Genomic DNA, 21,285 nt, shown 5'->3' with positions numbered 1-21,285 from the left:
CCTATCCCCTGTGTGCCTTGGCAGTCTCAGGCCACAGAAACCACATCCGCTGCTGCGCGTAGGACAGCGCCTGCCGGTCCTCGGCCTCCACTCCTGCAGGAATCGGAAACCGCGAGAACTCCACCCCTTCCCTCTGCAGCGCCTGGAGGAACATCTGGCGTTTTTCCAGGGGCAACCCGATAAACCGGCGAGCAAGTTTCAAGGAGTCTTCAGCGTTCATTTCTTGGGATCCGGGGCAATAGGCAGGAAGCACAAAGGCACGTCGTCCCTATAAAACGAATCCGGAGGGGAAAAATTAGCGAGGGATTTGGAGCGCAGACAACGGCGTCATCAAGGGTTACATCAAACACCGAGAGCCTCGGCGAGGCTGTCCTATCATTGACGCACCCCATCAATTGCAACTACATTTAGTTACAGGCAAGGATCGCCGTGTCGAAAAATGAAAAGCTGCTGGCCAAACTGCTCAATGAGCACTCGGCCTTTACCTGGCCCGAACTCGTCACACTGCTGCGGCGCCTGGGATACACGCAAATCGAAGGGGCGGGTAGCCGGGTCAGGTTCGACAGGGGCGACCCCAGTGCAATGATTACCCTGCACAAGCCTCACCCCGGCAACGAACTGAAACACTACATTCGGCGCCAGATCATCGAACAATTGAAATCAGGAGAACTGATTCAGTGAACAACCAGCTGAAACACAAAGGCTACATCGGCTCCATCGAAGCCAGCATCGAAGACAATTGCCTGTTCGGGAAGCTGCTTTTCATCAAGGCCCTGGTCAGCTACGAGGGAAAAACCGTCGCCGAGTTGGACGCGGCTTTTTGCAGCGCCGTAGACGACTACATCGAGACCTGCCAGGCCCTTGGGCAAACACCGGAAAAGCCCTGCAAGGGCTCGTTCAACGTCCGTGTCGGCCATGACCTCCACTTGGCCGCTGCCCTCGCGGCAACCCGGCAAAAAGTGACGTTGAACGATCTCACGCGGCAAGCGCTGAACGAATTCCTGCAACATCGCGGCGCACTGGTGACAGGGTAATCACCCCAACCGCCGATACCCCAACACCGCCGCACCCAGCACCACCGCACCCGCCGCCAGCGCCACCCAGAACCCGCTGGGTGCGCCGAAGTGGTCGATCATCCAGCCCGAGCTGGCGGCACCAATGGCCACGCCGATGCTCAGGCCGGTGATCAGCCAGGTCATGCCTTCGGTCAGGCGGCTCGGCGGGACGATTTGTTCCACCAACGCCATGGACACGATCAATGTCGGGGCGAAGAACAGGCCGGAGATGAAGATTGCCGCCGCCAACCCGGGAATGTTCGTCACCAGCAACAACGGCAGCGTGGTCACCGCCGTGGCCACGCCGCAGTACAGGAACTGGCGAGGCAACGGGGCTTTCAATTTCAGGGCGCCAAATGCCAGCCCGGCCAGGCACGAACCGATCGCGTACACCGACAGCACAATGCTCGCGGCAGCTGGCTGGCCCTGATGCTGGGCGAAGGCGACGCTGACCACATCCACCACGCCGACGATGACGCCCATGGCCATCAACAGCACCATCAGGATCAACACCGAAGGCGAGGCAATCAGCCAACGGCCGTGTTCGGCGTGGTGCTCGTGCACCGGTGGTTCGGTCTGGCGTTGCAGCACGAAAGCGGTGACCCCCACTGCCAGGAACAGCGCCGCAATCAACGGCCCCGCTTCGGGGAACAGCAACACACACAAACCCACCGAGACCGGCGGGCCGATAATGAACACCACCTCGTCGAGCACCGACTCCAGGGCAAACGCGGTTTGCAGTTTGGGCTGCCCGCGATACAGCTCGGTCCAGCGCGCCCGCACCATGGCCGACATGTTGGGCATGCAACCGGCCAGGGCGGCGAAGATGAACAGCGTCCAGGTCGGCGCCTGCATGCGGGTGCAGAGCAACAACAGCAACAGCGCGCCGCCGCCGAGGGAGGCGGCCACCGGCAACACCCGGCCCTGGCCATAACGGTCCACCAACCGCGAAACCTGGGGCGCACAAAACGCGGTGGCCAGGGCAAAGGTGGCGGTCACGGCGCCGGCCAGTCCATAACCGCCGTGCACCTGCGAAAGCATGGTGATCAAGCCGATCCCGGTCATGGAGATCGGCATGCGGGCGAGCATGCCCGCCAATACAAAAGCCCTGGAACCTGGCGCCTGGAACAGCTCGGCGTAGGGGTTTGCCATGGTGTGTCACCTCTTCCTGAGCGCCCTGAAACTTGCTATTCGAGGTTTTCGGGGCAAAATACATACGGTGCGTATGTGACAAATCATGCGTAACATACGCGTCGTATGTCAATCATCTATTGTGAGCCTTACCCATGAGCCGAGCCCGCGCCGACATGATCGAAGACACCCGCGCCCGCCTGATCGCCAGCGCCCGCCAGGCCTTCGCCACGCAAGGTTACGCCCAGACGTCGATGGATGATTTTACCGCGCGCGCCGGCCTGACCCGGGGTGCGTTGTACCATCATTTTGGCGACAAGAAAGGCTTGCTGGCGGCGGTGGTTGCGCAGCTCGACGGTGAAATGGACGCGAGCCTGCACCTTATCTCGGAGCGGGCCGAGAACCCTTGGGACGGGTTTTGCGAACGCTGCCGGGCCTATTTGCGTATGGCCCAGGATGCCGAGGTCCAGCGCATTGTGCTGCAGGATGCGCCGGCGGTGCTGGGGGCAACCGACCAGCAGCAATGCGTGGACTCGCTGCGCCGGTTGCTTGATGAGCTGATGCACGCGGGGTTCATCGAGCATGCGTGCAGCCAGGCGTTGGCGAGGCTGGTCAATGGCAGCCTGGTGAGCGCATCGCTTTGGATCGCCCAGGATGAGCACCCGGGCGAGCGGTTGGAAGAAGCCTTGCAGGGGCTGGAGTTGTTATTGCGCGGTTTGAAGCCTAATGCCGTTTGCTGAACGAGTGCGGTCGGGGTTTTCAGGGTCAGATGGGGTACATATCCGTTGCTGCGGTAACGGCTGCCTATGGTTTCGCTCTTACAGCGACTCACTTTGGAAAAGCCCCAAACTAAGCAAAAGGCTCTGCCCCGCCTGTCGGCACCTCGCCTAGGCTCGGTGTTCCCTCACTCCGGCATTGCTCCGCGGGCCGCCGCGACGGGGCGTCCCTGCCCCGTCGCGGCTAAACCGGCGTCCTGCCGGTTTACCCGCTCCTCAATCCCTGCGTTCGGCCTCGGGCTGAGTGGGGCAGTCAGATCAAGATCAAAAGCAAGAGCACAGCGGCCTACAGGCCGGCTTGAGTGGTAGAAGCCAGATCAAAAGCCAAAGCGAAAACCAAATCTGAAACTGATGCAGCTCTGCTTTTCTGTGGGAGCTGGCTTGCCTGCGATGCAGACACCTCGGTTTTTCAGGTACACCGAGGCGATGCTATCGCAGGCAAGCCAGCTCCCACATTTGACCGTGCCCGCTTTAGAATTTGATCTTGCCTTTGCTTCACACCACTCAAGCCGGCCTGTAGGCCGCTGTGCTGTTGATCTGCTTTGGATCTTGATCTTAGGCGCCCCGTTAAACCACGCTGGCCGAACGCAGGCTTTGGAGCGTGGGTAACCCGGCAGGACGCCGGGTTAGCCGCGCTGGGCCAAGGATGGCCCATCGCGGCGGCCCACGCTCCAAAGCCGGAGTGAGGGCACACCGAGCCCGAGCGAGGTGCCGAGTGGTGGGGCAAGAGCGTTTTGCTTACTTTTGCGCTGTTCAAAAGTGAGCCGCTGTAAGAGCGGAACCCATATCAGCCATCACCCAAATAACGGATATGTACTCAACCCTCAGACACCCTAAGTCAACCCCAGAATTGACCACCCTAGGTACGCCGCAACATCAACGCCGCCACCGCACACGCCGCCAACGCCACACACGCCAGAAAGAACGCATCACTGTAGGCCATCAAAAACGCCTGATGGCGAACACCCTGGTCCAGCACAGTCAGCACCACCTGGTGATCCGGCAACTGCTCCTGCAGCACCCCGCCATCGGGCAAACGCGCTTGCAGGGCCGGGTCAAACAGCGTCACCGACTCGCCAATACGCGCCGAATGCACCCGCTCGCGCACCACCACCAATTGCGCCAGCAGCGCCGTACCGACCGCACCGCCAAGGTTGCGCAACATCGAGAACACCGCCGACGCCGACCCGGCCTGCGCCTTGGCCAGCCCATGGACCGCCAGCACCGACAACGCCACCATGATCAGCGGCTGCCCCATGCCACGCACCACGATCGAAGGCACGATCACATTGCTGGCGCTGTCTGCCGACAGGTGCGCCCCCATCCAGCAGCCCAACGCCATGATCGCAAACCCCGAGGCAACCAGCATCTTGGCACTGACCCACTTCATCAGGCGCGGCAGAAACGGCGCCATGATCAGTTGCACCAGGCCGTAGGCGATCAGGCTCACGCCGATTTCACTGGCGTTGTAGTGCTGCAACTGCGACAGGTAATTGGGCACCAGAAACACCAGGCCGTAGGTGCTGGCACCGAAGATAAACATCGCCACGCTGGCCACGCCAAAGTTGTAGTGCCCCAACAACCGCAGGTTGATAAAGCTGTGGGCGCCCCACAATTGGCGCGCCACAAAACCGATCAAGCCAATCACCGCCAGCAGTGTCATCCACACGATAAAGGTCGAGCCGAACCAGTCCTTGCGCCCGCCCTCCTCCAGCACGATCTGCAACGCCCCCAGGCCCAGCACCATGCAGCCTATACCCAGCCAGTCACCCTGGCGCAGCAGGCTCAGTTGCATCGGCTGGCGGTCGATGGACCAGGCCACCGCTGCCAGCAACGCGATCCCCGGGAACAGTTGCAGGTAGAAGATCCAGCGCCAGGAATACGCATCGGTCAGCCAACCGCCAATCGACGGCCCCGCCGCCTGGGCGACGCTGTTGGCGAGGCTGAACAAGGCCATGCCCAGTGGGATCTTGCTCGCCGGCAGCTCCGTGATGATCAGTTGGAACGACAAGGGAATCAGCACCGCCCCGGCCGCGCCCTGCACCACCCGAATGAAGATCATCACTTGCAGGTTCGGCGACAGCGAACACGCCACCGAAGCCACAAGGAAGATCCCCGAGCCCCACAGCATCACCCGGCGCAGGGAAAACACCTGCACCAGCCACGCCGTGAGGGGAATCATGATGATTTCGGCCACCAGGTAAGCGGTGGAAATCCACGAGCCTTCCTCAAAGGTCGCGCCCAGTGCGCCTTCGATTTCCGGCAGCGCGGCGCTGGTGACGTGCACGTTCATCCCGGCCATGAAGCAGCCGAACAACCCGCCGATCACCGCGACCCAGGCGCGAAACGGCACACGCCCTTCAACCTCCATGGACATGCTCCTGGCGGGCGGCCGGGCGGGTGTCGACCGTGGCGATCACCGACATGCCCGGCAGAATCCGCGACTCGCCGGGCTCCAGGCGGATCTTCACCGGGAACCGCTGGACGATCTTGGTGAAGTTGCCGGTGGCGTTGTCCGGCGGCAACAGCGCGAACACCGCACCGGAGCCGGGGGCGATGCTCTCCACTTGGCCGTGCCAGTGCGCGCCGGAAAAACTGTCCACCGAGATGTCCACCGATTGCCCGGGCGCCATGTGCTGCAACTGGGTTTCCTTGTAGTTGGCAATCACATACGCCTGCTCCACCGGCACCACCGCCAGCAGCGGCAGGCCGGGCATCACGTATTGCTGGCGACGGACCTTGCGCTGGCCCACCACCCCGTCGAAAGGCGCGCGAATCTCGGTGTCCTTCAGTGCATTGCGAGCCAGGGCCAGGTTGGCCTGGGCCTCACCGATGCGCGCCTGATGCTCGACAATTTGCGCCTGCGCCTGCTGCCGACGCGCCTGCAAAACCTGCAACTGCGCTTGCTGCCGGGCGACCTGGGCGTTCGCTTGCACCAGCGCTGCCTGGGCCTTGGCCTGGCTGGCGCTGACGGTTTCCAGGTGCTGGGCGCTGGCAACCTGCTGCGCGACCAATTCGCGGTAACGCTGATAATCGAGCCGCGCGCGCCGGGCTTCGGCCTCGCCACTGCTCAGCTGCGCCCGCGCCTGGGCGATGCGTTGCTGTTGCTCGCTCATTTGCGCGTCGAGGGTTTGCACCCTGGCCTGTTGAGCGGTGGCGGCTGCCTGCACCTGTTGCAGTTGTGCCTGGGCGCTGTTGAGGCGCTCGGTGAAGTCCCGGTCGTCGATACGCACCAATACATCCCCGGCCTTGACCGGCTGGTTGTCCTCCACCAGCACCTGGGCGACATACCCGGCGATGCGCGGGCTGATGGCGACCCAATCGGCGCGCACATAGGCGTCGTCGGTTTCCTCAAGAAAGCGCCCCCATTGCCACCAGTACCCGGCAAAGGCGGCGAGCCCCACCAGCGTAGCCAGAGAAGCAGTGGTCACCAGGGCACGACGATGACGTTGCATTACAGACAGGCGAATGGGTTCAACAGCCTGGTTCATGGTGTGGCTCCATTGACTACAGCGACAGATAAGGGGGCGGTTTGATCGTCACGCTGCCAGCCGCCACCGAGGGCCTGGAACAGGTCGATCTGGCGATTGATCAAACGCAGGTCGGACTCGGCCACGCGGGCTTCAAGGCCTACCAGGCTGCGTTCGCTGTCCAGCAGTTGCAGGGCATCGAGTGCGCCGGCGTGGTAGCCGCGGGAGGCCAGGTCGAAGGCGCGACGGTTGTTGTCCAGGGCTGCGGTCAACGCCTGGCGACGCTGCTGCTCGCCTTGATACAAGGCCATGGCTTGCTCGACCTGCTTCAGCGCGTTGAGCACCGTGCCGTCAAACTTCGCCAGGGCCTGGCGGGCTTCGGCCTGGCTCTGTTTGACCCGTGCCTGGGCGATCTGGCGGTTGGGAAAACGCCAGGACACCAGCGGGCCGACGGAATACACCGTCGCGTAGTGGTCCCCCAGCTTGCCCAGGCTGCTGGCAGACGAACCGAGCATCGCGCCGAAGGTAATGCGCGGATAAAGCTCGGCCCGGGACAGGCCCACTGTCGAGGTGGCAGCGCGCAGTTGCCCCTCGGCGCGGCGGATATCCGGCCGGCGTTGCACCAGCGCCCAGCCCTCGCCCACCGGCAACGGCGCTTGCAACTGCGGGCTTTGGGCACAACGGTGTGGCGTCACTTGTTCCGGCGGCAAACCGCTGAGCACCGCCAACTCATATAAGGCGCTGCTGCGCCGGGCCGTGAACATCGGCAAGGGCGCGCGGGTTTCTTCCAGCAGGCCTTGCAGACGTTTCAGGTCCAGGTCCGTCGCCGCGCCGGCCTTTTGCAGCTTTTGCGTGACCGCGACGCTTTGCTCCAGCACCTGCACCGAGTGCGCCTGCACCTGCGCTTGCAACCCATAGACACACGCCTGGGCATAGGCACGGGCGGTCTGCGCGGCCACCGTCACCCGCAACTCGTCCTCCAGCGCCCGGGCCACCTGGGCATCCGCCCGTGCTGCGGCGATGCGGTAGCGCACCTCGCCCCACAGGTCGAGGGTGTAGCTCAGGGAAAACTCAGGGGTGTGGCTCCATTCGGCACCGGCATGGCCGTGGGTGGCCTGGGCCAGGGTCTGGTCATCCCGGCTGCGACCGTAGGCCAGGCCATAGTCCAGGGAAGTGGACGGCAGGCGCTCGCCATCTGCCTGTTCCAGCCGCGCCAGCAAGGCGTCGACGTGGGCCGCAGCGGCCTCAAGGTCTTTGTTCTGGTGCAGGGCCCGTGCTACCAGGGCGTCCAGCTGCGGGTCGCGGTACAGCTGCCACCAACGGGCGGGCAACGGCTCGGCCGACTCGACCGAGAGCCGCGGCGGCACCTGCGCCGTGACGGTCGTCGGCTTGCCGGCCACGCCACTGCACCCGGCCAATACGCTCAACAGGGCGAAGGGTATCCAGGGATGAAAAGAAGGGCTGTGCATCACAAGGCTCGCTCAAGAAGGAGCCTTGCAGGTTAGGCAGGTGGCCTGTCCGATTCGCCCGCGTCAGGGCCATGTATCGTCGCTAAACGGACAACAACGTTACATGACGCAACACTACGCCCCTGGCCGGAAATGGCTCGGCGGATAGCCCAACGACCGACGAAACATCGCACTGAACGCACTCGGGCTCTGATACCCATGCTCCAGCGCCACCTCCAGAATAGACACGCCCTGAGCCAGCAGCTTCAAACTCAAGGCCAGCCGGGCACGCTTGCGCCATTCGCCGAAGCTCATGCCCAACTCCCGCTGGAACACCCGGCTCAGGGTACGGGCGCTCATGTTCAGGCTGTCGGCCCAGGATTCCAGGCTGCTGTCGTCAGAGGGGTTGCGGATGAAATGCGTGCACAGCCGGGCCAGCCGCGCCTCGCCGGGCACCGGCACGTGCATCGCCACCACCGGTGCGGCCAGCAATTCCATGCGGATCAACTCGACCATGGCCTGCAACCGCGGGCTGTTATGCCCGGCGATCAGGGTGGCGGCAACGATCAGTTCCCGCAGCAACGCCGACACCTCGATCACCTGGCAGGTACGCCCCAGCCCCGGCTCGGCCTCGGGCATCAGGAACAGCGTGCGCATGTGCACTTCGCCAGCCATGCGGATTTCGTGCGGGGTGCCGGCAGGCACCCACAGCGCATGCCCGGACGGCACCAGCCAACTGCCCTGGGCGGTGCTGACCACCATCACCCCGGACACCCCGTGGATCAGTTGTGCCTGGGCGTGGCAATGGGGATGCACCACGTCATCGTTGCGGTAGTTGTCGGCATAGGCTTCAAGCCATGGGCGGGGTTGGCTGTTCATCGGCTCAGGTCTCGCGTCAATCAGGCATTGATTCTAGCGAAAAGCCCCGTGGCGAAAACGATAGATATAGACAGCCATCGTCGCATTCCAGACAGCCGGTGAACTTGTGAGCCGCCCCGTCAGTCAGCTAATGGGGCACTCTGAAAAAGGTTGGGTGGGCGATGCGTATTTCGTTGGAGCAACAAGTGGCGCTGGTGACGGGCGCCAGTTCCGGGATCGGCGCGGGGGCAGCCAAGGCCCTGGCAGAGGCCGGTGCCGCCGTGGTGCTGAACTACAACGCCCAGGCCGCGCCGGCTGAAGCCTTGGCGGCGCAGATCAATGCCAACGGCGGCCGGGCGATTGCGATTGGCGCCGATGTGTCGAAAGAAGCCGATGTGGAGCGGCTGTTTGCGCAAACCCTTGAGGCGTTCGGGCACCTGGACATTCTGGTGGCCAACTCGGGCATGCAAAAAGATGCCGCCGCCGTCGACATGACCCTCGACGACTGGAACGCCGTGATCGGCGTCAACCTCACCGGCCAGTTCCTGTGCGCCCGTGCGGCCCTGCGAATCTTCAATCGCCAGGGCATCCGCGAAGGAGTGTCCCGGGCCGCCGGAAAAATCATCCACATGAGCTCGGTGCACCAGGTGATTCCCTGGGCCGGGCACGTGAATTACGCCGCGTCCAAGGGCGGCGTTGAAATGCTGATGCGCACCCTGGCCCAGGAAGTCAGCCAGCAGCGCATCCGCATCAACGGCGTCGCACCCGGCGCGATTCGCACCGCGATCAACCGTGCCGCCACCGAAGGCGCGGCCGAGGTGGAACTGCTCAAACTGATTCCCTATGGCCGCGTGGGTGACGTCGAAGACGTGGCCAATGCGGTGGTGTGGCTGGCCAGTGACGCCTCCGACTACGTGGTGGGCAGCACCCTGTTTATTGACGGCGGCATGAGCCTTTATCCGGAGTTTCGTGGCAATGGTTGATTTGAAAAACGAACCACAAAGTGCGATCGATGCCCACGGCATCATTGGCGACATGCGCAGTGCGGCGCTGGTCAACGACAAGGGCAGCATCGACTTTTTCTGCTGGCCGGAATTCGACAGCCCCTCGATCTTTTGCTCATTGCTCGACTCCCCCGCCGCCGGGATTTTCCAGCTCACGCCGGACCTGCCCGACGCCCGCCGCGAGCAGATCTACCTGCCGGACACCAACGTGCTGCAAACCCGCTGGTTGAGCAATGACGCGGTGGTGGAAGTCACCGACTTCCTGACCATCAGCGAAGAAGCCGACGACCTGCCCATCCTGATCCGTCGGGTGCGGGTGGTCAGCGGCAAGGCGACCATTCACCTGCGCTGCGCGGTTCGCCATGACTATGCCCGCGCGCCCACCCGCGCCACGCTGGATGACGCCGACGTGTGCTTTGAGGCAGCAGGCCAACCGGGCCTGCGCCTGACCGGCAGCCACGCCATGCAGCTGGAAGGCGATGCTGCTGTGGCGACCTTTGACCTGGGCCACGAAGAAGGCGCCGAATTTGTCCTCGGCGGCGTGGACGACGCCCGGGTCAAAAGCGACTGCACCGACCTGTGCCTGGAACGCACCCTGAAATTCTGGCGCGGCTGGATCGCCCAGTCCAACTACCGTGGGCGCTGGCGCGAGATGGTCAATCGCTCGGCCCTGGCCCTGAAGCTTCTGACCTCGCGCAAACACGGCGCCATCCTTGCCGCCGCCACCTTCGGCCTGCCGGAAACCCCCGGCGGCGAGCGCAATTGGGACTACCGCTACACCTGGATCCGCGACGCCTCGTTTACCGTCTACGCCTTTATGCGCCTGGGGTTTATCGAGGAAGCCAACGGCTACATGCGCTGGCTGAAAGGCCGCGTCGGTGACTGCAGTGATCAGCCGATGAAAATCAACATCCTGTATGGCATCGATGGCCGCCAGGAACTGCCGGAAACCGAGCTGAGCCACCTCAGCGGCCACGGCGGTGCGCAACCGGTGCGCATCGGCAACGAAGCCTACGACCAGGTGCAGCTGGATATCTATGGCGAGCTGATGGACGCGGTGTACCTGGTCAACAAATACGGCGAAGCCATTTCCCACGAGGGCTGGAAACATACCGTGGAAGTAGCCGATCAGGTCTGCGAAACCTGGAACCACAAAGACGTCGGTATCTGGGAAATGCGCGGCGAGCAACATCACTTCCTGCATTCGCGGCTGATGTGCTGGGTGGCCCTGGACCGGGCGATCCGCCTGGCGTCCAAGCGTTCGCTGCCGGCGCCGTTTGCGCGCTGGGACCAAACGCGGCAGGCGATCTACGCAGACATCTGGAGCAACTTCTGGAACGAAGAACGCGGGCATTTTGTGCAGCATATCGGCAGCACCGCGCTGGATGGCTCGATGCTCTTGATGCCGCTGGTGCGCTTTGTGGCGGCGACGGACCCGCGCTGGTTGTCGACACTGAAAGCAATCGAGAAAAGCCTGGTGCGCGACGGCATGGTGTACCGCTACCGCAACGACGACAGCCAGATTGACGGTTTGCAAGGCACCGAAGGCGCGTTTGCCGCGTGTTCGTTCTGGTACGTGGAATGCCTGGCGCGGGCCGGCCAAGTGGAAAAGGCCCACCTGGAGTTTGAGCAGTTGCTGCGCTATGCCAATCCGTTGGGGTTGTATGCCGAAGAGTTCGATAACCAGGCACGGCATTTGGGGAATACACCACAGGCGTTGAGCCATTTGGCGTTGATCAGCGCGGCGACATTCCTGGACCGGAAGTTGAGCGGGGTGAAGACGGTTTGGCAGCCGTGAGGCCTTACCCCCTCTGACCACAACAGATTAACCCTGTGGGAGCTGGCTTGCCTGCGATAGCGGTGTTTCAGTTATTGATGCATGAGCTGATCCAACGCTATCGCAGGCAAGCCAGCTCCCACGAGGACCGCACCAGACTTGGAGGCCAAGTATTCCCGATGCACAATGCGTAGCCCTTCGATCCATGCCAGGACTCCAATGCGCCAGGTTCTACTGATCATCGATGTACAACCCTCCTTCGCTCCGCCCGACTGGCTGGTGGACGGCATCAACGCCCTGCTGGGCCGCATGCCGTCAGTGGCCACCGTCGAGCGCCACGACGAAAGCATCACCCCGTTCGCCCGCCAACTCGGCTGGCAGCCAGCGCCCGACGACAACAGCCTGATTGCCGCCGACCATGTCTTCATCAAACACGGCTACGCCCCCACGCCTGAAACCATCAGCCACCTGAAAAGCCTCGCGTCGGAGCGGGTACTGGTGTGCGGCATCCAGACCGACACCTGCGTACTGGCGGCCGGGTTTGCGTTGTTTGATGCGGGCTTGCAGCCCACCCTGATCAGCGACTTGACCGTGGGCTCATCGCTGGATCGCTCGGGGAAACTGGGGGCGGACTTGTGGCGGCATCACTTCAAGCACATCGTCACCCGCGCAGAAATTTGACCCGCCCCCCACTGTGGCGAGGGAGCTTGCTCCCGCTGGGGCGCGAAGCGGCCCCAAAAAGCTCACCGCAACCAGCCAGAAAGCACACAGCTAACAAAGCGGTCTGCTGCGCAGCCCAACGGGAGCAAGCTCCCTCGCCACAGGTATTTGGCAAAAATCACTAGATATGTGTATATCAGCTCCACTGTTTACCGCACCGCCAAATATTCAAGGAAGGAATATGACCCAGCGCATACGACAAAGCATCAACGTGCCCCCTCGGCCCATCCTGAGTTGGAGCGAGACGTGGGAAAGCAGCGACAAAGGCTTAATCCAATGCTGGGAGGTGGGGCGAGCGTTGGCGACAAAACGCCCAGACCTTTCGCAAGCATGCCTGGCTGGCGAGCTGCCTTCACTTGGGTGGAAAGGAGGCGTCAGCCGAAGCCTGAAAAAGCTGGAAAAGTTCGGCTCACTCAACTATCTGGCACAGTGGCAAGGTCTTCGTGGTGAAAGTCTTGACATCGACCCAACGGTAGAAACAGTGATGACCTGTTCACGCACCCACATGATCGTGACCTTCACGCCAGACAAGACCAAGTATTTTAATCAGGCCACCGAAACCGAAGAGTAAGGAGCAAGGACGCATGACTGATCTTCATCAGGAATTCGAACGCAGTCACTTCTTCCACAAGGCGCGAATGGATCGACGCTCTGCCGACGCATTACTTGGCGTCACCGCCGGATTGGTCGCCGACGGGAACATCAATCAGTTGGAAGCTGAGTTTCTTAAGAACTGGATAGAAACCCACCTGCTCCAACTGGAGGACCCGGTGGTAAACATTCTTTATCAGCGTCTTGCCAGCATGCTGAGTGACGGCGTTCTGGACGCGGAAGAGTCCACAGAGTTGTTAGAAATGCTGCATCAGTTTTCCGGCGTCTCGGTGGGATCACCTCAACGCCCCTCCTCTGTCACCAGCCTTCCACTGAACAATCCGGCGCCGACACTAGAGTGGCAGGACCGGACGTTTTTGTTTACCGGTGTCATGGCGTATGGGCCGCGCAAGGAATGTGAGTCGCTGGTGGTCGAGCGCGGCGGCCTTATCGGCAACTCGGTCAGCAAGAAGGTTCATTTCCTCGTGGTCGGAAGTGTTGGTAATGAACAGTGGCTGCATAGCTCATATGGCACGAAGATCAAAAAAGCCGTCGAGCTGAGAAATAGCGGCATTCCGATCGCAATCATCAGTGAAACCCATTGGCAGCAGGTACTGTTCGGTTGACTCCTATCATCTCCATCCTGATTCACGTCCCCGACTGGCACACCGCTACCGATTGGTATGCCAAGGCCTTTCCTGGAGCTATCCGAATCTACCACGCGCCCGATGACTTCGGTCATCTGGACGTAGACGGCGTGGCTATTGAAATCGTGAATGCCGACAACAAGGTCGCGAGCGGCGCGGCTGGGTCGGTGGTGTATTGGCGGGTGGCGGACTTGACTCAAGAGGTGCAGCACCTGGTTGCATTGGGCGCCACGTTGTATCGAGGGCCAATGGAAATCGAAGGCGGCGAGTGGATGTGCCAGGTGCGCGACCCATGGGGCAATTGCATCGGCTTGCGCCAAGCCGGTCTAGACAAGTAAAGCAATTGCAGCCTTTCGGATGACGTTCGGTAACCCGTTTGGTCTACAGTTCCACCACGTTCTCTCCACCCTCGGAGCCTCCATGCCCGCCCTCGCCCCATTGCTGCACGTGCGCACGCCCATGCTCGATATCGCCTACGAAGCCCATGGCCCGGAAGGCGGCGAGGTGGTGATTCTGCTGCACGGTTTTCCCTACGACCCGCGCGGCTATGACGAGATCGCTCCGGTGGTCGCCGAGCGTGGCTACCGGGTGCTGGTGCCGTACTTGCGCGGGTATGGCCCGACGCGTTTTATCAATGCCGGGGTGATGCGCTCCGGCCAGCAAGCGGCGCTGGCCAAAGACTTGCTGGATTTCATGGACGCCCTGTCCATCGAGACCGCCACGCTGGTGGGCTATGACTGGGGTGGACGCGCCGCGTGTATCGTCGCCGCGCTATGGCCTGAGCGGGTGCGTGGCCTGGTGACGGGCGATGGCTACAACATTCAGGATATTGCCGCGTCGACCCGGCCTCGGGCGCCGGAAAAAGAGCATCGGCTGTGGTACCAGTTTTACCTTCACACCCAACGCGGCGTCGACGGTTTGACCGCCAACCGGCGTGAGTTCTGCCAGTTGCTGTGGGCGCTCTGGTCGCCGTCCTGGGCCGAGGGGCCGAGCCTGTACGGCAACACCGCGCCTTCGTTCGATAACCCGGATTTTGTCGAGGTGGTGGTGCACTCCTACCGTCACCGCTTCATGTACGCACCGGGTGACCCAGCGCTGGAAAGCATCGAACAGGCGCTGGTGCAGCCGCCGCCGATTTCGGTGCCGAGCATCTCGCTGTGCGGCGCCGATGACGGCGTGGGCCCGGCCCCGGTGGAAGATGAAGACCTGGGGCTGTTCAGCGGGTTTTATCGCCGCGAGGTGCTGGCCGGTGTGGGCCACAACATTCCCCAGGAGGCGCCACAAGCCACCCTTGGGGCGATCTTCGAATTGCTGGCGCTCAGTCCCCGGCCGGAATCCTGAAGCTGAACACACTGCCCTGCCCCGCCACGCTTTCCACCCACAGGCTGCCGCCGTGGGCTTCGATAATGCCGTGGGAAATGTACAGCCCCAAGCCGCTGCCGGTGGGGTTGCCTTCGCGGGAGGTCCAGTAACGATCGAAGATATACGGCAGTTGCGCCGGGGCAATACCCACGCCGTTGTCGCACACGCGAAATAACACCTCGTCCCCCGCCGGCTCGGCAATCACCTCGATCACCCCGCCCACCGGGGTGAACTTCAAGGCGTTACCCAGCAAGTTGGAAAACACCTGGAACAAACGCTCAGGGTCAGCCTGCACACACAACGCCGCAGCAGAACGCCACGTGAGGTCAACGCCCTTGGCGGCTCCCAGCGGCTGCCACATCGAGCAGATTTGCTCCAGGGTCGCCGCCACATCGAGCGGTTGCAGGGAAACGCTGTAGCGCCCGGCCTCGATGCGCGAGATATCGAGCAAGTCTTCCAGCAAGGTGTTCATGCGTGAAGTGGCGTTCTGCATGGTTTCAATCGCGGTGGAAAGGCGCCGGTTCGCCTTGTTGTCGTCGGCAGGCAGCATGCTGCGCATCATGCCGCATTGCATCAGCAGGATGGTCAGCGGGCTGCGCAGGTCGTGGGAGACCACCGCCACCAGTTCATCACGCGCCCGTACGGCTTCGTGCTCGCGCTGGACCTGCCGCGCAAGGTCGTGCTCCAGGGCATTGCGCCGCAGGTTTTCCACCGCCTGCAATTGCGCGAGTGTCCAATACAGCGCCTTGCCGTCGACCTGCTGCTTCCACAGTTCAAACGACAGGCGCGGGCTCAGGGACGTGGCGCCGGGCTCCTGATGTTTGACGGGCTGGCCGCTCCACTCCACCGTGGACTGAACCTGCGGACGAAACCACATCACCGCGTTGTCCACCGGCTTGGGCAGGCAGAACGCCAACAGGCCACTGGCATGAGCCTGATAGGCCGCCGCCGGGGGAAAGTCCACGGACAACTGATGGCTGTGGACCACGCCTTTGCCCTGCTCGCGCACCCACCGGTACAACCCGTGGATTTCTGCGCGTGTGGGGCAAACACCGAACACGTGCAGGCGCCCTTCCACCAGAATTGCCAGGCCACCGGCATCGGTCAGGTTCAGCAGTGTTTGCGCATAGGGCAACAGGCTTTCCATCACGTCGCACTGGTCGGCCGACATGGCCGCCACCAACTCTTCGACCATGGCGGCCTTGTCGAGCTGGTGGCGGCGCTCCTGCCGCTCCTGAAGCAAGGTGATCTGCATCGACAACAACTGGCCGATGCTGGTGCACGCGGTGCGCAGTTCATGGGGCACGCGCAACGGCTCGCGATGGCCACAGGTGATCAGGCCCCAGAGCTGGTCGTCCTTGAGCAGCGAAATGCTCATGGAGGAACGCACGCCCATGTTCTTCAAATAGTGGCAGTGCACCGGGGACACGCTGCGCAACACGGCGAAGCTGAGGTCCAGGGGCGCGCCGGTATCGGGGCGCAGGGCCGGCAGGATAGGCACCGGTTGATATTGGGCATCGGGAATCACCCGGACCCAGTTCAGCCGGTACAGCTCGCGGGCCTGGGGCGGGATGTCCGAGGCGGGAAAACACAACCCCAGGTACGGCTGCATGCCGTCGCTGAGGGCTTCGCCGATGACCTTGCCGTGACCTTCCTGCTCGAAACGGTACAAGGTGACCCGGTCGTAACCGGTCAGGGCGCGAATCTCGGTGACGCTGGTCTGGTACAACCCGTCAAGCGTCTTGGCCGACTGCAAGCGGCGCAGGGTGCGGCCGAGCTGGCCGACGGCGCTGTGCTGAACCGTCATGGCGTGCTCGAGTTCGAGCACCAGCAGGCCCTGATGACGATGCAGCAGGATGTCGTAGGCGTAGCCCTCCAGCGTCAGTTGATGCAACTCGTCTTCGTCGGCGTCCAGGTCTGCCAAGGCCTGAATGACCTTTGCCGCGGCCTTGCTGCCCAGCACACTGGCCAAGGCCTGGCCCGACACGCGCTCTGCGTCCAGGCCCAAGGCGACGCTCAGGTTGCTACTGGCCTGCAGCACCTCAAGTGCCGGCTCGCTCAACGTCAACAGCAGCCCGTGGGGCTGGATCGAGCCGGGAATGTGGATGGGTTCACTGGCGCAATCGTCCAGCGGCGTATCGACCGTGGTCATCGCAGCACCCCGCAGCGTTCCAGCCACTGCTCGAAACACACAAAGGTCGACTCGGCGACGTTCACCGCCGCCACGCGTTCGGCCGCAGCCTGCAGTGGGGAAAGGCACTCAAGGAAGCGTTGCCACAGCGCACTGGTCTCAGCACCGTACACATTCATGAACGCGCCGCCGTTGACCGAGCCGACACCAATTTTGATCTCGATCAGGTTGCGCAACACCTGGCCACCGAGGGTGGCGCCTTCCAGCACATACAGGGCGCCGAGGGCCTGGGCCACGTTCGTGATGGCCGGCAACTCGGAGCAAAGAGGCAAGGCGTCGATTTGCGGGGCACTCAGGCCCAGCGCCAGCAAATCTGCCTGCAAATACGGGGTTTTGCTACGCCGTCCCCATTCCAGCCCAGGGATGATTTCGCCCCAGGGTGCCAGCGCTCGCTCCAGCGGTTGGTAGAAGCCGTAGTAGGCGCTCATCAGCTCGCGGTAGAGCGCCAGGTCCATGCGGGAAAAAGGCAGCCGGGTATCGAGGCGTCGATGCAGGGCAGCGGTCGCCGCGCGCAATTCAACAAGGACAGGAGGTGGTGAATTCATAAGCAGTGCGTACGCCGGAAGGGTCGAAACCGCGACGTAGAGGCCTGGGATCAAGTCACTGCGCAATGGACTGTGGGTAACATAGCACCTTGATACAAAAACATTCCTATTCGTTCATTTTCGATCAGTTCTAACAAGGCGAGGAAAACCGCTCGCGGTAGGCCTGGGGCGTGATCGACACCGCCCGCAGGAAGCTGCGGCGCATGGTTTCTTCGCAACCAAAACCACAGTGCACGGCAATGCGCTTGATCGACGCGCTGCTGTCCGCCAGTTGCCGACGGGCGGTCTCCACGCGTATCAGCTCGACGGCCCGCGCGGGCGTCTGGCCGGTTTCGGCGCGGTAGTGGCGCACAAAACTGCGCTCGCTCATGCCCGCCTGGGCGGCCAACGTGGCGATGTTCAAATCCAGGGTCAGGTGTTCGGCGATCCAGGCGTGCAGCTCAGCAAAACGGCTACCGCCCTTTTGCAGGGACAACGTCACGCTGAATTGCGATTGCCCGCCGGGCCGCTTGAGAAACACCACCAGGTGCCGCGCCACGTCCAGGGCCACGGCGCGGCCCAGGTCCTCTTCCACCAGCGCCAGGCACAGGTCGATGCCGGCAGTCACACCCGCCGACGTCCAAAGGTTGCCCTGCTGGATGAAAATCGGATTGGCCTCCACCGTCAGGTGCGGGTATTTGCGCGCCAGTTCTTCGCAACGGGTCCAGTGGGTCACCACGCGGCAGCCGTCCAGCAGACCGCTGGCCGCCAGCAGAAACGCGCCGGTGCACACCGAGGTCATGCGCCGCGACTGTGCGGCTTTTTGCCGAACCCAGTCCACCAGGGCCGGGTCTTCGGCGGCACCGTACACGCCCCAACCGCCGGCGATCACCAGCGTGTCGCAGGGCGCGTCGGCGGCCGGCAACGGCTCGGCCACCAGCGCCAGGCCCGCCGAGGTCATCACCGGCTCCGATTGTGCAGCGATCACGCTCACCGCATAGGGCACCGGCAATCCCCGCTGGCGCGCCAGGTCATTGGCCGAAGCAAACACCTGCAAGGGCCCGGTGACGTCGAGCACTTGAACATTGGGAAACGCGAGCACGTTGATGATTCTGGGCATGATTGGCGTAATTCGTGGGCTCAATGGCGTATGCGCCAAAGCCTAGGTGACTAGAGTGAAGCCGTCCATCCCTTTATCAGGCGTATTCCCCATGACTCTACAGATCGGCTTTTTGTTGTTCCCCGGCATCCAGCAACTGGACCTCACCGGGCCCTACGACGTATTGGGATCGCTGCCGGATGTGAAGCTGCATCTGGTCTGGAAGGACCTGGCGCCGGTCACCTCCAGCACCGGCCTGGTGTTCAGCCCGAGCACCACCTTTGAGCAATGCCCAACGCTGGATGTGATCTGCGTACCCGGCGGCTCGGGTGTCGGCGTGTTGATGGAAGATGAGCAAACCCTGGCGTTTCTCAAGGCCCAATCGCACACCGCGCGTTACGTGACGTCGGTGTGCACCGGTTCCCTGGTGCTGGGTGCGGCGGGCTTGCTGCGTGGGCGCCGGGCGACCACCCACTGGGCCTACCACGACCTGCTGGCGCCGCTCGGCGCGATCCCGGTGCAGGAGCGTGTGGTGCGTGACGGCAACCTGTTGACCGGTGGCGGGATTACCGCCGGGATCGACTTTGCCCTGACCCTGGCGGCCGAGCTGTACAGCGAAGCGGCGGCGCAACTGGTGCAGTTGCAGATTGAATACGCCCCGGCCCCGCCGTTCAATGCAGGCCGGCCGGAAAGCGCACCGCCCCACGTGCTGGAAGAAGCCCGCAAACGCACCGCCGAGTCGCGCAAGACCCGGGGTGAAATCGTGGCACGGGCGGCGGCGCGGTTGGGTTAAGCGCTCGCCGCACGTAGTGATAACCGCCGTACGCACGGCGGTTTGTCACGTTGGGCGAGACATCAGCGCCAACCGCACAGCCAGCACCATCAGCACGGTCGCCAAACCCCACTTCTGTAAGCCTGCACTCTTGGATTGGCCGGCAAAAAACCGGCTGAGCGCCCCGCCAAAGCCCCCCAGCACGGCATGAAACACACCGCTGATCAACGTCAGGATGATCCCCAGTTGCACCAGTTGCAGCGCGATGGGCCCCGCCTCGGGGTTGACGAATTGCGGCAGGAACACCATGAAAAACAGCAGCGCCTTGGGGTTGAGCAAACTGTTGAGCATCGCCCGTGCAAACACCCGGCCCAAGGGCACGCGGGTGACGTGGGCGGGGTCCAGGGCGGGTGTTTTTTGCAGGGTTTTGAACACCAGCCAGAGCAGGTACACAACCCCGGCGTAGCGAATCAGGTCGAAGGCCGGCGGCCAACTGGCGACCAGCGCGGTCACGCCGGTTGCGGTCAGTGTCGTGAGCAGCAGATCCGCCACGCTGATGCCCAACCCCGACGCCACTCCGCCCCGCCAGCCGTAGGTCACGCCGTGGCTGATAACGAAGGCCATGTTGGGCCCCGGGGACAGCAATAGCAGCAGTACGGCGCCAGAGAACACCGCCAGGGTTGCGAAGTCGATCATGCTCAAGCCATCCGCCGGGAAAGTTCGTAGAGTAGTCAGCCCGCCTGAGCCACACAAAAAATTGTTCTGGATACGCTTTGCACAGGCCCGGAGGCCTCGCAAGGCGGGGGAAAATTCGCGAGTTTTTTCGGACATGAATAAAGGGCCAGCAGGGTAAATCCCTTTAATTTGCGGGACGTTTCCGAGACAATCTTTCGGCCTTGTGCCTGCCGGAACCGGTGGCTAGTCTTCGCCGCTTCACTGCTCATCAGTGAACGGGTTTAGTCGCCCGGTTCTGAAAAGGCGCATGGTTTCATCATGAGGTTTTATGGTGGCTGTGCGCAGGGCACCTTCGGGTGCGCCGGGTTTTCCTTTTCAGCCGGTCGACTAACCTGCGTACAGCCGCCACCCTACGTTTAGTCGCGAAGGGCGCCGGCTCCTTACCCGAAAAGGAGTTACACCATGAATAAACCCGTCCCCGACCCACCCCTCGACCAGCTTAAAAACCGCGCCGCCTTCAATCGCGCACTTGAACACTACCTGCCGTCCCAGGGTTTCCACACCGTGAACGAAGACCTGAGCTTCGAAGACTCCCTGCTCTACACCGCCAGCCTGCTCAGCAGCGCCTCCGCCACCGCGCTCGACTGCGGCGAACTGCTGCAAAGCCCCGAGCGGGCGAGGTTGTTGGCGGTGTGGCATTTGCTGGAAATTGCCAAGACCACGGTCGACCGGTCGATTGAATGTTTGCACGTGCGCAGGCCGTAAAAACACACAACGTGACTGTCAGTTTCAAAGGCAACTCCCAAGCCTAGTAGCGCCCCGAGGTGGTGAAGGACCCTCGTCTTCACCACTCGTCGGTTGTCCCCCAAAACCCCCGCATCCTGCCCCCGTCAAAAAAAGGTTTTCCTCAGCCGCAGGAAAATTCTCAATTTTGTTCCTACACTCCAAAACGCCAGCATTTTGTTCTCAATAAACCCGAGAACCCGACCAGGAAAGTCAACAATTTGTCACGGGCAATAATACCTGGAGCGTCTAGCACAGTGCTCTTATAAAAAAGTCAAAACCTTGACGAATCGAAGAAAGGGAACCATCATTTAGCCATTACCCCGCAAATTCCCTGCAAATAGATAGGTAATTGCGTTTTACCCAGCGAAGCAGCTGTTCGTCTGGCGCCACTTATAAAGC

General features: G+C 62.4%; 21 protein-coding genes and 1 pseudogene. 12 read left to right on the top strand and 10 right to left on the bottom strand.

The features are described from left to right. Nucleotides 1-31: 31 nt before the first annotated feature. Nucleotides 32-220: pseudogene (locus tag MUM_RS1000000134935) on the bottom strand (hypothetical protein); the annotation flags it as partial. Nucleotides 221-429: 209 nt separating this feature from the next. On the opposite strand from MUM_RS1000000134935, the gene MUM_RS0102745 reads away from it, so the two are divergent. Then, nucleotides 430-681, top strand: coding sequence for a type II toxin-antitoxin system HicA family toxin (locus tag MUM_RS0102745; RefSeq protein WP_010166695.1), 252 nt, complete (start codon nucleotides 430-432; stop codon nucleotides 679-681). Beyond that, nucleotides 678-1,034, top strand: a complete 357-nt coding sequence (locus tag MUM_RS0102740; RefSeq protein WP_010166693.1) for a type II toxin-antitoxin system HicB family antitoxin — start codon at nucleotides 678-680, stop codon at nucleotides 1,032-1,034. Before MUM_RS0102745 ends, MUM_RS0102740 begins: the two co-directional genes overlap by 4 nt. Here MUM_RS0102740 and MUM_RS0102735 read toward each other — a convergent pair whose 3' ends face one another. Next, complete coding sequence (locus MUM_RS0102735) at nucleotides 1,035-2,207, bottom strand: MFS transporter (RefSeq protein WP_010166691.1); 1,173 nt, start codon at nucleotides 2,205-2,207, stop codon at nucleotides 1,035-1,037. Between the two features lie 134 nt (nucleotides 2,208-2,341). Between MUM_RS0102735 and MUM_RS0102730 the strand changes: the two genes are divergently transcribed. Continuing rightward, nucleotides 2,342-2,926, top strand: a complete 585-nt coding sequence (locus tag MUM_RS0102730) for a TetR/AcrR family transcriptional regulator (RefSeq protein WP_010166689.1) — start codon at nucleotides 2,342-2,344, stop codon at nucleotides 2,924-2,926. Between the two features lie 895 nt (nucleotides 2,927-3,821). Here MUM_RS0102730 and MUM_RS0102725 read toward each other — a convergent pair. From MUM_RS0102725 to MUM_RS0102710, 4 genes are all read right to left on the bottom strand, one after another. Continuing rightward, nucleotides 3,822-5,333: an MDR family MFS transporter gene (locus tag MUM_RS0102725; protein ID WP_010166687.1), complete on the bottom strand. Its 1,512-nt coding sequence runs from the start codon at nucleotides 5,331-5,333 to the stop codon at nucleotides 3,822-3,824. Then, on the bottom strand, nucleotides 5,323-6,453 hold the full coding sequence (locus MUM_RS0102720) for an HlyD family secretion protein (protein WP_010166685.1): 1,131 nt from the start codon (nucleotides 6,451-6,453) through the stop codon (nucleotides 5,323-5,325). Before MUM_RS0102720 ends, MUM_RS0102725 begins: the two co-directional genes overlap by 11 nt. Next, complete coding sequence (locus MUM_RS0102715; protein WP_010166683.1) at nucleotides 6,450-7,901, bottom strand: efflux transporter outer membrane subunit; 1,452 nt, start codon at nucleotides 7,899-7,901, stop codon at nucleotides 6,450-6,452. The genes MUM_RS0102720 and MUM_RS0102715 overlap by 4 nt, the downstream gene beginning before the upstream one ends. A gap of 114 nt (nucleotides 7,902-8,015) precedes the next feature. Continuing rightward, nucleotides 8,016-8,759 carry an AraC family transcriptional regulator gene (locus tag MUM_RS0102710; RefSeq protein ID WP_010166682.1) on the bottom strand — a complete coding sequence of 248 codons (744 nt, stop codon included), beginning with the start codon at nucleotides 8,757-8,759 and terminating at the stop codon, nucleotides 8,016-8,018. A gap of 161 nt (nucleotides 8,760-8,920) precedes the next feature. On the opposite strand from MUM_RS0102710, the gene MUM_RS0102705 reads away from it, so the two are divergent. From MUM_RS0102705 to MUM_RS0102675, 7 genes are all read left to right on the top strand, one after another. Next, nucleotides 8,921-9,721 (top strand): glucose 1-dehydrogenase, encoded by an 801-nt coding sequence (locus MUM_RS0102705; protein WP_010166680.1) that lies wholly within the window; start codon nucleotides 8,921-8,923, stop codon nucleotides 9,719-9,721. Next, a complete protein-coding gene (locus tag MUM_RS0102700) occupies nucleotides 9,714-11,540 on the top strand; it encodes a glycoside hydrolase family 15 protein (RefSeq protein ID WP_010166678.1) in 1,827 nt (608 codons plus the stop codon). The genes MUM_RS0102705 and MUM_RS0102700 overlap by 8 nt, the downstream gene beginning before the upstream one ends. Nucleotides 11,541-11,738: 198 nt before the next feature. Further along, nucleotides 11,739-12,200, top strand: a complete 462-nt coding sequence (locus MUM_RS0102695) for a cysteine hydrolase family protein (RefSeq protein WP_010166676.1) — start codon at nucleotides 11,739-11,741, stop codon at nucleotides 12,198-12,200. 220 nt (nucleotides 12,201-12,420) lie between these two features. Further along, nucleotides 12,421-12,810, top strand: a complete 390-nt coding sequence (locus tag MUM_RS0102690) for a hypothetical protein (protein ID WP_010166673.1) — start codon at nucleotides 12,421-12,423, stop codon at nucleotides 12,808-12,810. Nucleotides 12,811-12,823: 13 nt separating this feature from the next. Beyond that, the gene (locus MUM_RS0102685) at nucleotides 12,824-13,456 is read left to right on the top strand and encodes a BRCT domain-containing protein (protein ID WP_010166671.1); all 633 of its coding nucleotides are present in this window, start codon (nucleotides 12,824-12,826) and stop codon (nucleotides 13,454-13,456) included. Beyond that, nucleotides 13,453-13,815 (top strand): VOC family protein, encoded by a 363-nt coding sequence (locus MUM_RS0102680; protein WP_010166670.1) that lies wholly within the window; start codon nucleotides 13,453-13,455, stop codon nucleotides 13,813-13,815. Before MUM_RS0102685 ends, MUM_RS0102680 begins: the two co-directional genes overlap by 4 nt. 82 nt (nucleotides 13,816-13,897) lie before the next feature. Continuing rightward, nucleotides 13,898-14,818 (top strand): alpha/beta fold hydrolase, encoded by a 921-nt coding sequence (locus MUM_RS0102675; RefSeq protein ID WP_010166668.1) that lies wholly within the window; start codon nucleotides 13,898-13,900, stop codon nucleotides 14,816-14,818. On the opposite strand, the gene MUM_RS0102670 is transcribed toward MUM_RS0102675, so the two are convergent. The 3 genes from MUM_RS0102670 to MUM_RS0102660 form a co-directional block, all read right to left on the bottom strand. Further along, nucleotides 14,796-16,991 carry an ATP-binding protein gene (locus MUM_RS0102670; protein WP_010166666.1) on the bottom strand — a complete coding sequence of 732 codons (2,196 nt, stop codon included), beginning with the start codon at nucleotides 16,989-16,991 and terminating at the stop codon, nucleotides 14,796-14,798. The two genes, MUM_RS0102675 and MUM_RS0102670, sit on opposite strands and share 23 nt — an antisense overlap. Then, on the bottom strand, nucleotides 16,988-17,575 hold the full coding sequence (locus MUM_RS0102665) for a biliverdin-producing heme oxygenase (protein ID WP_029615748.1): 588 nt from the start codon (nucleotides 17,573-17,575) through the stop codon (nucleotides 16,988-16,990). Before MUM_RS0102665 ends, MUM_RS0102670 begins: the two co-directional genes overlap by 4 nt. Nucleotides 17,576-17,705: 130 nt before the next feature. Further along, nucleotides 17,706-18,674 carry a GlxA family transcriptional regulator gene (locus MUM_RS0102660; protein ID WP_010166662.1) on the bottom strand — a complete coding sequence of 323 codons (969 nt, stop codon included), beginning with the start codon at nucleotides 18,672-18,674 and terminating at the stop codon, nucleotides 17,706-17,708. A 91-nt stretch (nucleotides 18,675-18,765) separates the two neighbouring features. Between MUM_RS0102660 and inhA the strand changes: the two genes are divergently transcribed. Continuing rightward, nucleotides 18,766-19,446: an isonitrile hydratase gene (inhA, locus tag MUM_RS0102655; RefSeq protein WP_010166660.1), complete on the top strand. Its 681-nt coding sequence runs from the start codon at nucleotides 18,766-18,768 to the stop codon at nucleotides 19,444-19,446. Between the two features lie 45 nt (nucleotides 19,447-19,491). On the opposite strand, the gene MUM_RS0102650 is transcribed toward inhA, so the two are convergent. Next, nucleotides 19,492-20,121, bottom strand: a complete 630-nt coding sequence (locus tag MUM_RS0102650; RefSeq protein ID WP_010166659.1) for a LysE family translocator — start codon at nucleotides 20,119-20,121, stop codon at nucleotides 19,492-19,494. A gap of 441 nt (nucleotides 20,122-20,562) precedes the next feature. Between MUM_RS0102650 and MUM_RS0102645 the strand changes: the two genes are divergently transcribed. Beyond that, on the top strand, nucleotides 20,563-20,865 hold the full coding sequence (locus MUM_RS0102645; RefSeq protein WP_010166657.1) for a DUF6124 family protein: 303 nt from the start codon (nucleotides 20,563-20,565) through the stop codon (nucleotides 20,863-20,865). Nucleotides 20,866-21,285: the final 420 nt, after the last annotated feature.

It is taken from the genome of Pseudomonas sp. PAMC 25886, assembly GCF_000242655.1.
Classification (GTDB): domain Bacteria; phylum Pseudomonadota; class Gammaproteobacteria; order Pseudomonadales; family Pseudomonadaceae; genus Aquipseudomonas.
The sequence above is the reverse complement of the archived record's forward strand: the minus strand, read 5'-3'. Positions and strand labels throughout refer to the sequence as shown.

Excerpts from the sequence above, each read along its gene's own strand:
- MUM_RS0102715 (WP_010166683.1), bottom strand. The coding sequence starts at position 7,901 with ATGCACAGCCCTTCTTTTCATCCCTGGATACCCTTCGCCCTGTTGAGC.
- MUM_RS0102675 (WP_010166668.1), top strand. The coding sequence starts at position 13,898 with ATGCCCGCCCTCGCCCCATTGCTGCACGTGCGCACGCCCATGCTCGAT.
- MUM_RS0102730 (WP_010166689.1), top strand. The coding sequence starts at position 2,342 with ATGAGCCGAGCCCGCGCCGACATGATCGAAGACACCCGCGCCCGCCTG.
- MUM_RS0102690 (WP_010166673.1), top strand. The coding sequence starts at position 12,421 with ATGACCCAGCGCATACGACAAAGCATCAACGTGCCCCCTCGGCCCATC.
- MUM_RS0102705 (WP_010166680.1), top strand. The coding sequence starts at position 8,921 with ATGCGTATTTCGTTGGAGCAACAAGTGGCGCTGGTGACGGGCGCCAGT.
- inhA (WP_010166660.1), top strand. The coding sequence starts at position 18,766 with ATGACTCTACAGATCGGCTTTTTGTTGTTCCCCGGCATCCAGCAACTG.
- MUM_RS0102665 (WP_029615748.1), bottom strand. The coding sequence starts at position 17,575 with ATGAATTCACCACCTCCTGTCCTTGTTGAATTGCGCGCGGCGACCGCT.
- MUM_RS0102735 (WP_010166691.1), bottom strand. The coding sequence starts at position 2,207 with ATGGCAAACCCCTACGCCGAGCTGTTCCAGGCGCCAGGTTCCAGGGCT.
- MUM_RS0102645 (WP_010166657.1), top strand. The coding sequence starts at position 20,563 with ATGAATAAACCCGTCCCCGACCCACCCCTCGACCAGCTTAAAAACCGC.
- MUM_RS0102710 (WP_010166682.1), bottom strand. The coding sequence starts at position 8,759 with ATGAACAGCCAACCCCGCCCATGGCTTGAAGCCTATGCCGACAACTAC.
- MUM_RS0102695 (WP_010166676.1), top strand. The coding sequence starts at position 11,739 with ATGCGCCAGGTTCTACTGATCATCGATGTACAACCCTCCTTCGCTCCG.
- MUM_RS0102650 (WP_010166659.1), bottom strand. The coding sequence starts at position 20,121 with ATGATCGACTTCGCAACCCTGGCGGTGTTCTCTGGCGCCGTACTGCTG.
- MUM_RS0102720 (WP_010166685.1), bottom strand. The coding sequence starts at position 6,453 with ATGAACCAGGCTGTTGAACCCATTCGCCTGTCTGTAATGCAACGTCAT.
- MUM_RS0102725 (WP_010166687.1), bottom strand. The coding sequence starts at position 5,333 with ATGGAGGTTGAAGGGCGTGTGCCGTTTCGCGCCTGGGTCGCGGTGATC.
- MUM_RS0102700 (WP_010166678.1), top strand. The coding sequence starts at position 9,714 with ATGGTTGATTTGAAAAACGAACCACAAAGTGCGATCGATGCCCACGGC.
- MUM_RS0102670 (WP_010166666.1), bottom strand. The coding sequence starts at position 16,991 with ATGACCACGGTCGATACGCCGCTGGACGATTGCGCCAGTGAACCCATC.
- MUM_RS0102660 (WP_010166662.1), bottom strand. The coding sequence starts at position 18,674 with ATGCCCAGAATCATCAACGTGCTCGCGTTTCCCAATGTTCAAGTGCTC.
- MUM_RS0102685 (WP_010166671.1), top strand. The coding sequence starts at position 12,824 with ATGACTGATCTTCATCAGGAATTCGAACGCAGTCACTTCTTCCACAAG.